This window comes from Psychromonas sp. SP041 (genome assembly GCF_000470315.2).
Taxonomy (GTDB): Bacteria; Pseudomonadota; Gammaproteobacteria; order Enterobacterales; family Psychromonadaceae; genus Psychromonas.
Genome location: NZ_CBRF02000006.1, coordinates 1 through 14,791, shown reverse-complemented (window position 1 = coordinate 14,791; position 14,791 = coordinate 1). Strand labels below are relative to the sequence as shown.

At 34.1% G+C, this 14,791-nt stretch carries 11 protein-coding genes; 5 read left to right on the top strand and 6 right to left on the bottom strand.

The annotated features are described in order from the left end of the window. Window positions 1-8: 8 nt before the first annotated feature. The 5 genes from SP041_RS04680 to SP041_RS04660 form a co-directional block, all read right to left on the bottom strand. Window positions 9-1,220 (bottom strand): hypothetical protein, encoded by a 1,212-nt coding sequence (locus tag SP041_RS04680; RefSeq protein WP_025566146.1) that lies wholly within the window; start codon window positions 1,218-1,220, stop codon window positions 9-11. 468 nt (window positions 1,221-1,688) lie between these two features. Next, the gene (locus SP041_RS04675; RefSeq protein WP_025566147.1) at window positions 1,689-2,507 is read right to left on the bottom strand and encodes a MetQ/NlpA family lipoprotein; all 819 of its coding nucleotides are present in this window, start codon (window positions 2,505-2,507) and stop codon (window positions 1,689-1,691) included. Window positions 2,508-2,642: 135 nt separating this feature from the next. After that, entirely contained in the window at window positions 2,643-3,329 is a 687-nt protein-coding gene (locus tag SP041_RS04670; protein ID WP_025566148.1) for a methionine ABC transporter permease, read from the bottom strand. After that, window positions 3,319-4,353 carry a methionine ABC transporter ATP-binding protein MetN gene (metN, locus tag SP041_RS04665; RefSeq protein ID WP_025566149.1) on the bottom strand — a complete coding sequence of 345 codons (1,035 nt, stop codon included), beginning with the start codon at window positions 4,351-4,353 and terminating at the stop codon, window positions 3,319-3,321. Before metN ends, SP041_RS04670 begins: the two co-directional genes overlap by 11 nt. Before the next feature lie 498 nt (window positions 4,354-4,851). Then, window positions 4,852-5,535, bottom strand: coding sequence for a PEP-CTERM sorting domain-containing protein (locus SP041_RS04660; protein ID WP_025566150.1), 684 nt, complete (start codon window positions 5,533-5,535; stop codon window positions 4,852-4,854). A 385-nt stretch (window positions 5,536-5,920) separates the two neighbouring features. Here SP041_RS04660 and SP041_RS04655 point away from each other — a divergent pair, with 385 nt between their 5' ends. From SP041_RS04655 to SP041_RS04640, 4 genes are all read left to right on the top strand, one after another. Further along, window positions 5,921-7,096: an ABC transporter substrate-binding protein gene (locus tag SP041_RS04655; RefSeq protein ID WP_025566151.1), complete on the top strand. Its 1,176-nt coding sequence runs from the start codon at window positions 5,921-5,923 to the stop codon at window positions 7,094-7,096. Then, window positions 7,096-8,211, top strand: coding sequence for an iron ABC transporter permease (locus tag SP041_RS04650; RefSeq protein ID WP_240791419.1), 1,116 nt, complete (start codon window positions 7,096-7,098; stop codon window positions 8,209-8,211). The genes SP041_RS04655 and SP041_RS04650 overlap by 1 nt, the downstream gene beginning before the upstream one ends. Beyond that, on the top strand, window positions 8,211-8,957 hold the full coding sequence (locus SP041_RS04645) for an ABC transporter ATP-binding protein (RefSeq protein WP_025566153.1): 747 nt from the start codon (window positions 8,211-8,213) through the stop codon (window positions 8,955-8,957). The genes SP041_RS04650 and SP041_RS04645 overlap by 1 nt, the downstream gene beginning before the upstream one ends. Window positions 8,958-9,749: 792 nt before the next feature. Continuing rightward, the gene (locus SP041_RS04640) at window positions 9,750-11,246 is read left to right on the top strand and encodes a GGDEF domain-containing protein (protein WP_025566154.1); all 1,497 of its coding nucleotides are present in this window, start codon (window positions 9,750-9,752) and stop codon (window positions 11,244-11,246) included. Between the two features lie 953 nt (window positions 11,247-12,199). On the opposite strand, the gene SP041_RS04635 is transcribed toward SP041_RS04640, so the two are convergent. Beyond that, the gene (locus SP041_RS04635) at window positions 12,200-13,687 is read right to left on the bottom strand and encodes a peptidoglycan-binding domain-containing protein (RefSeq protein ID WP_025566155.1); all 1,488 of its coding nucleotides are present in this window, start codon (window positions 13,685-13,687) and stop codon (window positions 12,200-12,202) included. Window positions 13,688-13,809: 122 nt separating this feature from the next. Between SP041_RS04635 and SP041_RS04630 the strand changes: the two genes are divergently transcribed. Further along, the gene (locus SP041_RS04630) at window positions 13,810-14,310 is read left to right on the top strand and encodes an OmpA family protein (protein WP_025566156.1); all 501 of its coding nucleotides are present in this window, start codon (window positions 13,810-13,812) and stop codon (window positions 14,308-14,310) included. Window positions 14,311-14,791 lie beyond the last annotated feature (481 nt).

The window sequence follows — 14,791 nt, the reverse complement described above, 5'->3', positions numbered from 1 at the left end:
TTAAGGACTTATTTAATTTTATCAGTCAAAACCGAGAATTCTTTTTGCATTTGAATATTATTAAACGGTACTAACTCCGGCGCTTGTAATGCCATTATTGTATCAAATAATTGACTGCTATCCGATATCAGATTACTGACTTGAGAAGACATAGTAACTGTATTTAAGGTATTAACCGCTAAAGTATAATCTTCCACTAACAGGCGGTGAGCCTTAGACATATTACTTAAATCTTGCTGCATACTCACTTTATATAATTTAATGGCTTTCAAGGTTGTATTCTGGCTTTTTAAATTTAAAGAATAAGACTTTTTGTGCTTTGAAGAAGCTTTACGCATCTCGTTTTTAGTTGTTTTGATTAGGTTATTTTGCTTATTCTGTAACTCATCAATACGTGGGATATATTTATATTTTAAATCGGCAATATAACGTTCTTGAATATAAAGTTGCAGCTCCAATAACACCACATACATGCTGTAATATTTTTTAGCATTATTAAGATCTTCGCCTGAAGTCGCTGTGATCTTAGCAAATGAAGAAGCTATTTCACCAATCACCGGAAAAATAGTTGTCATAGCTAAAATATCATCTGCATTAACACGTACTAATAATGCTTCAACTTGTTCAAATGAAAGCTCAGTACCAAACTCATCGAGCCTTATTTGTACTGCTTCAATCATCTTTTCACGATTGTGTTGGTATTCAGCGATATCATCTTCGTATTGTTGTTGTTTCTTTAACGCTTCTTTTTTATCTTCGCCGATCAAAATAACCGACTTTGATTTTTGTTGAGAGGCCTTCTTTTGAAACGCTAAAATAGTCGAGTCAATTTGTACAATACTATTACTTGCCTCTTTGACAATATCATCATTTAAAATACCATAAACATCACCTAACAATGCATCAATGTCATCTTGATAATTTGCTTTATCCTTTTTGAAAAAAGCACTTTCTGGCGCTTGATCTTTCTCCCCTTTTACTTCGATTATATCAGCGAATCGATCTTCCATTTTATCCCATGACGATATCGACTTTTGTCTAGCGGCTGACAGTGTTGATAATGCTTGTGTCACTTCGCCCTCCTCTCCAGTGAGATCAGTATAAAGCTCTGAACTGCTATTTTTAACTGAACTCCAACCTGTTGACAATGACTCCTTCCAATCAGCTTGAGCCGACATTGAAACCACTATCAAACAGATAGCAGGAATGATTATTTTCATTTCGTAAATTCCTTTAAAGACGCGATTAGTGTCGAAAAACCAAATAAATAGAATTGATTAATATGATAGAGATGAATTAAGATAATACTAAAATCATCTCACTATTTATACCCGTTACCATTTAAGGTGCAAAATTCCACAAGCGATGAAGTGAACAGGTTATAGACAGAAAGAGGAAAATCTAACAGCTTAAGTCGGCACTTTCTAACAACTTCACCGCTTTCCCTCTGGACTGTTAGCTTGAAAACCAACTCTGAATTGCAACCTTCGATAAGGACTCGCCATTGTCATCATGTCACGCCTTGATTTGGAGTCTAAGCCAACGACTGAACAAAGCATTTTGAACGGTAACGAGTATGTACCGATGGTTTTTTAGTAAGGAGTCACTTTTCAACAGGTATAAAAAAAGGTATCAAGCTCAGCTTAATACCTTTTTAGTTAACTTAGCATTGCGCTATAAGGAATGGATTACCAACCTTTAACAGCGCCACCTTTAAATATTTCAAGTGCAGCTTGGTACACTTCATCAGACTGGTATGCTTTAACAAAGTTTTGTACGTTTTCAGCCTTAACATTATCTTCACGAGCAACAATTAAGTTAACGTATGGAGACTCTTTGTTTTCAACAAACAAACCATCATGCTCAGGAGAAAGATCGATAGAACTTGCATAGGTTGTGTTGATGATAGCAAGGCTTACATCCTCTAATGAGCGAGGTAATTGTGCAGCTTCTAGCTCAATAATTTTTAAGTTTTTCTCACTGCTAACAATATCTAATACTGTTGCTTGTAGACCAGCACCTTCTTTAAGCGTTAATAAACCTTGCTTCTCTAATAAGATTAAAGAACGACCTAGGTTCGTTGGGTCACTTGGTACTGCAATTTGATCGCCATCTTTTAATTCATCTAAAGAGGTGATTTTGCTTGAGTAACCTGCGATTGGGTAAACTAATGTGTTACCCGCAGCAACAAACTTGTAACCACGGTCAGCAATTTGCTGATCTAAGTAAGGTTTATGTTGGAATGCATTTGCATCAATTGAGCCTTCGTCTAATGCAGCATTAGGTGTGATGTAATCAGAAAAAGTCACTAATGATACATCTAACCCATATTTTTCTTTTGCAATTTTTGCCGCAATCTCAGCTACTTGTGCTTCTGCGCCAGCAATAACACCGATAGTTACTTTAGTGTTATCCACTGCAACAACTTCTTTTTCACCACAGCCTGCTAATGCGAATGTTGATGCAAGACCTAAGACAGCGAATACTTTTTTAATATTAAAACTCATAAACTTTCCTTTTTCATATAATGATTAAATGCATTTTTTAAAATGTAATTTTTTAATTTTAAAACTTAATATTTCTAAATTAAAAACGTTAATGTCTGAAACTAAATGCTAAAGACCAGGTTAAAACTTAACAAATTAACGATGGTCGACACGTTTAACAAGGTAATCACCAAGTGATTGAATCATTTGCACAAGAATAACTAGAATGACGATAGTGATCATCATTACTGTTGCGTCAAAACGTTGATAACCATAACGAATGCCAACATCACCAAGACCACCACCACCAACAGTACCGGCCATTGCAGAGTAACCAACTAAAGTCACTAACGTAATCGTCACTGCGTTAATAATGCCCGGTAAGGCTTCTGGTAATAACACCTTATTAATAATTTGAATTGGTTTTGCACCCATTGCCTGAGCAGCTTCTACTAAACCACTTGGCACTTCCAATAAAGCCCCTTCTACAAGACGTGCAATAAAAGGAATAGCACCGATGGTCAATGGCACAATAGCAGCAGCCGTGCCGATTGACGACCCAACAATAAAACGTGTCACGGGAATTAATGCCACCAATAAAATAATAAAAGGAATAGAACGGCCGATATTGACTACGACTCCTAACACTTTATTTAAAACCATGTTTTCTAAGAGACCATTCTTTTTACTGAGGTGTAATAAAACACCTAGAGGAATACCCACTGCAAAACCAATAAAACCAGAGGTAAACACCATCACTAATGTTTCCCATAAAGAGTCTACTAATAACTCAATTAATCGCGTATTTTCAGCCCACCACATAGTTATTGCATTAAATGACATAACCTAGCACCTCTAGTTCAATTTTTTGTTCTTTCAAGTATTGAATTGCTTTATCTGCACACGCTTCTGAACCAATGAATTCCGCAAGCATAAGACCAAACTTAACCCCGCCGACATAATCCATATTTGAACTTAATATGCTGATATCAATATTGAACTCTCGTGCAACATGACTTATTACCGGTGCATCAACGGACGCACCAGTAAACTCTAAACGTATCAATGGATAGCTATTTTCAACACGTTCTGTTTGTAAGCGTTCCTTATAATCCCCTGGAATAGAAAGATCTAAAGTAGAACGAATAAATTCACGTGCGAGCTCTGTTTTTGGATGTGCAAAGATGTCTCCGACAGAGCCATTCTCAACTAATTTACCATCTCCAATAATCGCTACTTCTTGGCAAATACCTTTTACTACCGCCATTTCATGAGTGATCAATAAGATAGTTAAATTTAGCTCTTTATTAATTTTACGTAAAAGCTCTAAGATAGAAATAGTGGTTGCAGGATCTAATGCACTGGTTGCTTCATCACATAGCAAGACCTTAGGATCTGATGCTAAAGCACGAGCAATAGCAACACGTTGCTTTTGACCACCACTTAAATTTGCTGGGTATACATCGCGTTTATCGACTAATCCAACTAACTTTAATAACCCTTCGACTTTAGTTTTAATCTTACTTTTTGATTCACCCGCTAGCTCTAACGGTAATGCAATGTTATTGAAAACAGTACGTGATGATAATAGGTTAAAGTGTTGAAAAATCATGCCTATTTTACGACGCGTTTGCGTTAACTGTTGTTCAGATAATTTTGTTAAATCGACGCCATCAACAAATACTTCTCCACTCGTAGGACGCTCTAATAAGTTAACACAACGTATCAACGTACTTTTGCCTGCTCCAGAAGAACCTATTACGCCAAAAATACTGCCTTGCGCTATATTAAGGTTAATATCAGAAAGTGCATTAATCACTTTATCTCCCTGATAAAACACTTTGTTTACATTTTTTATTTCTATCATCAGATTTCCTGAAATTAAATACTGCTTATGTTTCAAACACAACAGTAAATTAGTGATCTCCACCGTAATTATCAATGCATACTAAGACATCTAGACGTCTAAAGCAATTAATGATTATCTTGAAATAAAGATATATTAATTTTAAATATAATTAGCCTAAACACATTAGATTATGAAATAGGCGATTTAAGCTATTTATTATTCTAAGGGGTCTAATGTGGGTATAAAGAACATCAGAAAAAATCCTAAGAGGGATTTAATTTAATCAAAAGGTCTATCAATATAATGAAAGGAAAAATAGAAATAATGAGCTCGTCAGGTTTAAAGAGTAAGGTTACTCTTAATAATTACTTTTAAAATTACGCTGCTTAGTAAAAGAAAATTGATAAATAATATATCACTTTTTGAAAGATAAAAAAAAGCACCATACGATTTGTATAGTGCTTCAATAGTCATTTGAAATAGTAGTTAGATAAAAAGCGTTAAGCTCGAATCATATTACTTCTTGAAACGACGGAAACCTAAACCAGCTAAACCAAGAGCAAGAATTGCAGTTGTTGCAGGAGCAGGAACATCAACAACAGAGAAGTTCACATCAGCTACTTCTAAACCTGATCCAGAGCTATTACCGCCACCAATCCAACTAATTTGTAAAACATCACCAATACTTGCTGCCGCTGAATCAAAAGAAAAACTATTAAAAGTCCATTCAGTTGTCGTCGTAGTTGGTTCAAATAAACCAGACAGTGAAGTACCTTGCGTTAAGTTTAAAATTTCAACTGTTGCTCCGATTGCATTATTACGAGCACCAGCAAAAAAGCTTAATACCGCTTCTTGACCAGCTTCAATAATAGAATCTAAAGTAAATGAAGCAGTTAATGTTTCATTAGCTCTATTATCGTTTACTTCGATTGCACCAGGAATATTTACTTGTGCAGTTGATGCATCATTATCATGATCATAAGTACCGCTCATTCCACGACGTCCAGCACTTGCAGAGGTGTAAACTTCGAAACTTCCACCGCTTGTATCAGCCCAAGTTACATCAGTTGAACTTTGTAATGCTGAACTACCACCACTAAAATCTTCAGAGAATATCAAACTCGCATTAGCGACATTGAAAACACAACTTGCAGACAGTAAAACGGTAACAGCCGTTAATTTAGAAAAAGTTTTTTTCATTTTTTATTTCCTTTTTTACTCTCTTTCCTACCATCGGAAAGAATTTCCATTAAATATTATTATAACTGCCTATATTGTAAGCTATTAAGTTGTCATATCAACTTAATATACCCATTAAGTATGATTTGATTAAAAATTCACAAATTACCTACAAATAATTAATTTTATCGTTAAATGTCATCTAAACAAACGAAAAAAATCACCTCTAAGGGAGTACTTAAATTAATGATAATTATTTAGATTAAATTTTAAGTAACATTTTTAATTCAATTATTTTTAATATAGATTTACAACGTAAATGATAACAATTATTATTTGCATCAGAGATTATTATCTTCTTCGTTTATGCCATATTAATTCCCACTTACTTATAAGGTTTTACACCATGAAAAGTGTTATTCATTTCCGTACCCTATTGATTATTTTTTCTTTCATTATTAGTTCGTCGTTCTCATTTTCTAGTATTGCAGATACTTTCCCAGTGACGATTATAGATATTGCAGGACGTACCGTTACAATCGATAAAGAACCCCAAAATATTGCTTTGTCGACGGGACGAGTATTTCCATTATTAGAAATTATTTACCAAAAAGAGGCGGCTAAGCATTTAGTTGCTTGGCGCGATGATATGCGTTTATCAGCTCCCAGCATGTATGCTGATTACATCAAAGACTACCCAAGCCTTAAGGATATTTTAACAATAGGTAAAATTAAATCAGGAGAATTCGATGCCGAACGGTTCATTGATATGCAAAATAAACCCGATCTATTCGTTGTCGATTTATCCAATATAAAATTAGCGCAAGATAAAGGTCTACTTAAAAAATTAGATAAAGCAGGAACCAAAGTCATCGCCATTGATTTCCGCGAACACCCTATCGAAAACACAGTGCAATCAGTCACGACTTTAGCGAAAGCATTAGGTAGAAAAGAGCAAGGACAGCGCTTTGCTGAGTACTATAAAGCTCATCTAAAAGAATTAACTAATAGCCTAGCCTCATTAACTCCCAAACAAAAAAACATAAATGTTTTTATAGAACGAGCAGCGGGTTATAACGATTCATGTTGTCGTACTTTCGCAGAGGGTAATATGGGTGCTTATATTCCTTTTTTAGAGGCTAACAATATTGCAGAAGCGCCATTAAAAGGAGCAGTAACGGGTCAAATGTCACCAGAAAGTGTATTGGTTGCTCAACCTGATATTTATATTATGCAAACAACCGGCTGGCTTGATAAAGACGGTAATCCAACATCTGGTATTCCATTGGGTTATGCACCCTTGAATGCCAATGCTATCAAAGTATCAACGACAGCGTTAATGGATCGCTCATGGTTAAAAGCAACAAATGCTTTCCAAACTAATAATGTCTTTTCTATTTATATGCCATTTTATAATTCGCCGTACAATTTAGTTGCGATTGAATATTTTGCTAAGTGGCTTCATCCTGAACAATTTAAAGATCTAGATCCAGAGCATACTTTTGTGGAAATGAATAAACGTTTTGCAAACCGTTCAGTGTCTGGTCAATTCGGGCAGAATAACAGTAAGGCAATGCAATAATGGAACAAAGTATTTGTATGTCAGGGTCTTATATTGATAAACAAAAGAACCTCGATATACAACAAGAAAATAGCCAAATTAATGATGCTCTTTCAGAGCACCGCTCTCGCTTAAAAAAGAAAAAATTAGCGTTAGTATTTTTCTTCTTGCTTAGTTTAGTAGGCTTAGTTGCTGATATTTTAATTGGTTCTCATGGTTTAACATTATCACAAGTCATGACGGGGATCTTTACCCCTGAAGCAAGTGACATTGTGACTCAAACTATTATCTGGGACATTCGTATGCCGATGTCTTTAATGGCACCTTTTGTAGGTGGTGCGTTAGCAGTTGCTGGTGCGCAGATGCAAACGACACTTAATAACCCTTTAGCTGATCCTTATACTTTTGGTGTGTCAGCCTCTGCAGGTTTTGGTGCTTCGTTGGTTATTACTCATGTTGTCTCATTGCCCTTTATACCTGAGCAATATCAAATTGCTGTAATGGCTTTTATAATGTGTTTACTAACAACCTTTATGATTGCAGGTATCTCGTCTATTAAACGTATTTCAATCGAAGGCGTTATGTTATTCGGTGTTGCTATTATGTTTGCCTATGATGGAATGCTAACAATGATGCAATATATTGCTACTGAAACGCAATTACAGACGTTAGTATTTTGGCAAATGGGATCGCTTGATCGTGGCAGCTGGGGGAAGATATTAACACTCGCTATTTTATTACCCATAGTAATGGCGATTATGATGAAAGATGCATGGAAGTTATCCTCTTTGAAAGTAGGTTTAGACCGTGCTGAATCAATGGGTATTAATGTAAAAAGACTACGCATAAAAACATTATTATTAGTTTCTTTAATTACTTCTTTATCTGTTGCTTTTGTTGGAGCCATTGGCTTTGTTGGTTTAGTCGGCCCTCATATTGCGCGTATGATTTTAGGTGAAGATCAACGCTTCTTTTTACCAGCTTCTTTTTTACTCGGTGCAGTTTTAGTTGAGCTCGCTTCTATTGCAAGTAAATCATTCATGCCCGGTATTATTTTGCCCTTAACCGTTATGATGTCTATTATCGGTGTGCCTTTCTTTATCTTCTTAATTATTAAAAAGGGAGGGAAATTTTAATGGCACTTAACATTAACCATCTTTCTGTTTCATTTGGTAAGCAGGTTATTCTAGATAACTTAAATATACCTGAAATTTACCCAGGTGAAATGATTTCATTAATTGGTAAAAATGGCGCAGGTAAGTCAACTATTCTCAAGCAAATGACCAAGCGTATTCGTTTTGATGCTGAATCGATCATGTTAGGAGATGAACCGCTTCACGTTAACGATATTGGGTACTTGCCGCAGGACCATCGCATATCTGCTAACATAACCGTACTTGAGCTTCTCATAACAACGATGCATATTGATGCGAACTCTTTATTCACAAAAGAAAATAGCGCAGAAAAAGCACTGTCTTTACTAGAAAGCATAGATATCTTACATCTTGCGAATAAAGTTTGTACGGAATTATCAGGAGGAGAAAGCCAAATGGCCGGGTTGGCACAGGCTGTCATTAATGACCCTAAGGTATTAATTCTTGATGAACCAACGTCTGCACTAGACATGCACAATCAACTTAAACTATTAGAATATATTAAATATTACACTCAACATAATAGCGCCTGCGCATTAATGGTCGTACATGATTTGAACTTAGCAATTCAATACTCAGATAAAGTTGCCGTATTACATAATGGCAGCTTATTCGCATATGGTGAGCCTAGACTTATTATCGATAAAACATTAATTAAAGACGTATTTAATGTAAATTCACAAATTATTCAACTTGAAAACTACCCCGTCGTTGTTGCTTGTTTATGAGTAATGAGTAAAAACTATATTAAGAAACCGACTTTTAATAAAAAATTAGGCTTAAATATTCTCTTTCTTTTCTTTTCTTTTCTTTTCTTTTCTTTTCTTTTAAAGCAGTATTCCCCTTTTAACTTATTAACCTCGCTATTTGAGCGTTCAATTATTGAGAAACGCTCACCTTCAAAATATTAAAAATTTTCACGTTTAATAATTTACGCAATATGAATTGTGACAAAAATTAACTCATCTAACTTATATTTTTGTTTAGAAAAGACGTCATCAAATACGCGACAAACTAAAACCTAATAACTACTTCTTTTAGAGTAAAAAAATCAATTAATCACCATGATGATATAAAGATAAAATTATTAAGAGTAATAAAAAACAAGAGCTATTCCATTCTAATCAATAATTAGAAATAAATTTTCCAAGAATTAATCCTCGCACCTTATTACGCTTAAATACTATATAATATGGCCTATGTTGATTTTAAATATCTATTTTATAATTTAGGATTGGCTTTACATCTCAACCAAGAAAATTAATTAATAAAAATAAATTAAAAATGAGTGAACAGTTTGAATATCAACCAAATATAAATTACTGTAACTAAAACCATACGAAATAGAGTGAAAATAAGTTAGAGTAATATTCCATAGCTGAACAGAAATGAAAGATTAATAGATGATTATAACTTTTTTAATTTATTAGGCTCTTAACTAAAAACTCAAATAGATGCCCGTTAATAGTTTAATTAACGAACAAAATATTGAGCTATCGAATTTATTTGGATAAATACTTATGTCTTCCGATCAAACGTACTATCTGACGATTGCATTAATTAACCTCGTTTTAGCATTTGCTGGAACGCGTATTAAAAATACAGATGAAAGTACTAAATCGACACAATTTTTATTTGGGTCATTCTATGTATTCGCTATAAGCTGGTTTTTATATTCTTTAGAATTAACGCTTTTCATTGAAATATTATCAGCAATATTATCTTCTATGTTTATATGGGGCATAACTATTTTCAGTTTTAAACGCTGTAAAATAGCAACGCCAAGTAAATTAATTGCCTGCTTATTTTTACTTAACATTACTATGCAAAGTTACTTTATCTTAAACGGTAATATAAGTGGTCTATTACATACTTCGAGTTTATTTATCCCAATTGCTTTTAGTTTATGTGCTTACCTTTTTTTAAAAAAGAAAGTCGATAGAAACCCTTCTGACATGATTATTGTATACACCTATATTGTTATGATAATTATCGTCATCTCTCGATCTATATTACTAGAAATTTCACCAGAAACGTTCGGCATTACAATGGCCTCTACTCAAGTTATATGGCCTATATTTTCAGTTATATCTGGTATTTTCTTCTTATTAAGTTTCACAGAAGAAGCACAAAAAAAGTTAATAGCAGAGTCGACTACGGATACATTAACAGGATTATTTAACCGTAGAATGTTCGATGAAAAATTTAAACAACTATTACCTTCTCTTTCGCACGGCAAGCATTATGGCGCTTTATTGTATATTGACTTAGATGGGTTTAAACCAATAAATGACAAATACGGACACAATATTGGCGATAAAGTACTCGTCGAATTTGGAATTAGATTAAACCATTCATTACGAGATGAAGAGGTCATTGCTCGCATTGGTGGAGATGAGTTTGCGATATTGATTAAAAACACAGGTCAAAATAAAACTAGCGCTTATCAGTGTGCTTATGCTCTAGCACAACGTGTACAAAGATTAATGAAAGAAGATATAGATATAAATGGGTTTAAGTTACAAATTGACTGTAGCATTGGTGTTCACATACTAACGCCACAAGCAACCGATGCAGAGTTAGAAATTAAAGCGGCAGATGCTGCGATGTATCAAGCTAAAAAACGTTTACATAACAGCATTGTTTTTTCAGAAAATTTAAGCCCTTATAAATATAACCTGGCAAAAATAGGCATAACTGAAACTGGCAGTGATCGACAAGAGATAGATAATTTACTTTTTTCATTGCTCGATAAACAAATAGATATAGCAAGTGGCTTCCCACAGTTAATTCAAATGGTCTCGTCTTACTTTAAAGACGAAGTGGCGGTTAGTAAAAAAATGCAATCAAACTTAAGTACAGAGCAACGTATTGACCATATCGAACTGTTAGATTCATTACAAAAAATTAATATCAGAAATAATGATTATACGATGCTAAAAAATCTATTAAGCTTTATTAAACAGCTCGAAATGCATAATCAAAAGTACAAACACGATGAAGGTATAAAAGCTTAACCCTATTCTTAATCAATCATCACTGTCTATATACCCGTTACCGTTTGAGGGTAAAATTCAGCAAACTGCGAAGATGTTTGTTTCACTACTTGCCCTCTGGCTCGCTAACTTGAAAACCAACTCGGTGTTGCCACCTTCGATAAGGGCTAGTCATTACCATCATGTTGCGCCTTGATATGGAGTCTAAGCTAACAATTGAATAAAGCACCTTAAACGGGGATATAACCTTTCTCGATAGGATTGTAGGAGCACTATCATTGAGCTTTAAAGCTTCCTAAATAAGTAGTCGCGGTACTACTGACTACTCTATACAAAGGTATTTTAAGTAAGATTTAAATTTTTTAAAAACAGCCCTATTGCTACCCTATTACTACTCTCACCAGCAAACTTAATATCGTAAGATATGTATTAATGTTAACTCTCCTTTTATTATTTATGCTTAATAATGCTTTGCTAAGTAACTCTCTTTTATTAGAAAAACAGCTTCGCTATTCATTATAAACCTAATAAATAAAACCAATTACATTAAACAAGTATTCTAAATTTGACGCAGAAAAATACGTTTATTTTAAAGTGTAAGCAGAAGTCTTTCAAAGAGTCGATTAAATTGGAAGCACAATGAGCTAGGATGCTGGGATGCGATCATTAAGATTCACTTTCAATAAAGAAAATATTAATAGTGAAAATATTAGCAATGAAAGTAGGGATATTTTCGCTAAGCTAACTTTCTAAAATAAAGGAAGATAATGAGTCAGTATTTTTAATATAAGCGCAGGAATAGATTCTTTATTTTTATGCAAGAGCTTTAGGTTATACGCGATTTATCGGTATCTTCCGGTAAAAATAGTATGAGTGTGTAGTAGTACAGTGAAGAGTCTGAGGAATAAAAAAAATGCCTACTCCTGTACAGAAGTAGGCATAAATAATTATTTAATCAAAAGATAAAGCAGTGATTATAGACCTAGTGTTTCTAACGTTTTTAATGTTAAAGCACCTTGGTTTAATTTTTCATCTTTTTGGTATGCATTTACAGCAGCACGCGTTTCTGCACCGTAAACACCATCAACATTAGTAATGTTGTAATCTCTACTTTTTAGTTCTCTTTGTAATTTAGAAACAACATCTTCTGTTGTGTTAGTTTCACACAGAATTTCCTGCCATTTTAAGTACGACTCAGCAGTTTTTACCGTTGTATCGTAAGTTTCATATACCGCTGGAGTAGTTGTTTTTGTTTCTTTAGCAGGGATATCTAAAACACGAGTTTTAACCATTTTGCATATAGCTGGAATTTTAACTTCTTGAGTTGAAGCAGCTGTTGCTAATACGTTACTAGTTACCGTTTTATATACTGCAGGAATTTTAACTTCTCTAGTAGTAGCAGCTGTCACTAATTCTTTTTTCGTAATAGTTTCGAAAACAGCAGGTGTTTTAACTTCTTTTGTTGTCGCTGGCGATACAAGCTCTTGCTTAGTTACTGTTTTGTAAACAGCAGGAGTAATAACCGCTTTTGAAGTTGGTGCATTATCTAATGCTCTTGTCTTAACAGTTTTGTAAACAGCAGGTGTTTTAACTTCTTTTGTGTACGCTTCTTTATCTAATACCGTTGTTGTTACCATTTTATAAACAGCAGGCACATCGACCAGACACATAATTTCACCAGTTGAGTTATCAACTTTTTCAATTTCGCCGCGACCTTTTTTCCATTCTGTATGAGCAGGAGACACTAATACCTGCTTAGAAATAGTTTTGTAAGTAGCTGGAACAGTAACAAGTTCAGTCTTTTCAGGTTCAACCATAATACGTTCACTAGTTGTTTTGTAAGTAGCTGGCATTGTTACTAATGCTGTTTTCTCAGGCTCAACCATAACGCTTTCAGTGATTGTTTTGTAAACCGCAGGCACTGCAATTAACGCAGTCTTTTCAGGTTCAACCATAACACTTTCAGTGACTGTTTTGTAAACCGCAGGAACAGGAACTAACTCAGTTTTTTCAGGCTCAACCATGATACGTTCGCTAGCTGGCTTATATGTAGCAGCAACAGGAACTAGTTTAGAGCTTGCTTCTCTAATCGTTACTTTTTTCTCAACTACTTTATAAGTAGCAGGAGTAACAACAATTTGAGATTGTGCTTCTTTTAATAAACGTTGAATTGGATCTGTTCTGTATTCCGCAGGTACTAATACTTTTGCATAACATTCGCCAGCTTTAGCATTAGGTGGAATTAAAGAATTACCAACAGCAAATTGGTCAGTTGCTCCAGGAGCCGTCATTGAACTTAGTGATGCAATCTTAGTGTTTTTTGCTTGCAGCTCTTCATTTAGTTTTTGAATCTCTTCATTTTTCATCGTCAAAGCTTCATTTGAAGAATCTGTTACTGAACACCCTGTTACAGTAAGCAGAACCGTTGCTGCGATAGCCGATACTTTAAAGTTATTTTTCATTGTTTTTCCCTTTCGTTGAATATACAGAGTATTTTATCACAAAAATAACTTTAAATTAGCTATTTAATTCCATCTTCGTGATATAGTTCATCTATGTTATAAAATTATAAATGGAGTTTAATTTGAAAACACTTAAAGTATTATTCACATCTTCGATCCTTAGCCTAGCTTTAGCTGGTAATTTATACGCTGAAGAAAGTACTGGCGACTGTATTATGGTTCCAAATTTGAATGTTGAATTCAAAAATGATTCTACTGTATACATGACAGCCGATGAGAGAAAAGAAATAACTGAATTTGCAAAATTTATTAAAGATACTGATCTTTATGCAGTAATTGAAGGTCATACAAGCAAATATGCTACAGCAACTTACAATGCTAAACTGTCTTCTGATAGAGCAATTAAAGTAAGAGCTGAATTAATTAGATTAGGCGTTAAGCCTTCTCAGGTTAAAGCTATCGGGTTTGGTGAAAGCTCACCATTGTACGATAACAACACTGAAATCGGTGCTCAGAAAAATAGACGAGTAATCGCTGAAGTATTTAACAGCGCTGCAGAGTTATCTGAATATACATCATCAGAAAAAACTCGAATTGCGAGTATCAAATATAAAGAACAATAATTAAGTTAAGCTTTTAATACTTGTTTTTAAAAGCTTAATACACACTAGTGTTATACATTTTACGAAACGTCTTTTGTATAACACTTTTTACAATTCCTCTCAGTCATTACAATCTTCCTGCCATAACTTTCGAACATAAATCAAACCGTTTTTTCTAATATTTATTGCGACTTATGCCAACTCACTCACATCAAATAACTACCTCTCTTTTGCTGATTAAAAAGATTAAATACAAAATACTTTATATCTGTATTAAAAAAGCAGTATCGAATCAATAAAGCTAAGAAATAATACCGATTACATTAAATAAGTGATCTAAATTTTGCGCAGGAAAAATGACTTAGTTTAAGGCGTAAATTGAGCTAAATAGATAATTGGACTCCCCTACACCATTACCAACGTGTAGGCTAATATCATTGTTACCACACAAAAATATTAAATGGAGTCCAATAAATGAATAATACTAGAATTGGTGTTGATT

What these genes read in the sequence shown, in the direction of transcription:
- SP041_RS04680 (WP_025566146.1), bottom strand. Translation starts at nt 1,220, where the DNA reads ATGAAAATAATCATTCCTGCTATCTGTTTGATAGTGGTTTCAATGTCG.
- SP041_RS04640 (WP_025566154.1), top strand. Translation starts at nt 9,750, where the DNA reads ATGTCTTCCGATCAAACGTACTATCTGACGATTGCATTAATTAACCTC.
- SP041_RS04655 (WP_025566151.1), top strand. Translation starts at nt 5,921, where the DNA reads ATGAAAAGTGTTATTCATTTCCGTACCCTATTGATTATTTTTTCTTTC.
- SP041_RS04675 (WP_025566147.1), bottom strand. Translation starts at nt 2,507, where the DNA reads ATGAGTTTTAATATTAAAAAAGTATTCGCTGTCTTAGGTCTTGCATCA.
- SP041_RS04635 (WP_025566155.1), bottom strand. Translation starts at nt 13,687, where the DNA reads ATGAAAAATAACTTTAAAGTATCGGCTATCGCAGCAACGGTTCTGCTT.
- SP041_RS04650 (WP_240791419.1), top strand. Translation starts at nt 7,096, where the DNA reads ATGGAACAAAGTATTTGTATGTCAGGGTCTTATATTGATAAACAAAAG.
- SP041_RS04670 (WP_025566148.1), bottom strand. Translation starts at nt 3,329, where the DNA reads ATGTCATTTAATGCAATAACTATGTGGTGGGCTGAAAATACGCGATTA.
- SP041_RS04660 (WP_025566150.1), bottom strand. Translation starts at nt 5,535, where the DNA reads ATGAAAAAAACTTTTTCTAAATTAACGGCTGTTACCGTTTTACTGTCT.
- metN (WP_025566149.1), bottom strand. Translation starts at nt 4,353, where the DNA reads ATGATAGAAATAAAAAATGTAAACAAAGTGTTTTATCAGGGAGATAAA.
- SP041_RS04645 (WP_025566153.1), top strand. Translation starts at nt 8,211, where the DNA reads ATGGCACTTAACATTAACCATCTTTCTGTTTCATTTGGTAAGCAGGTT.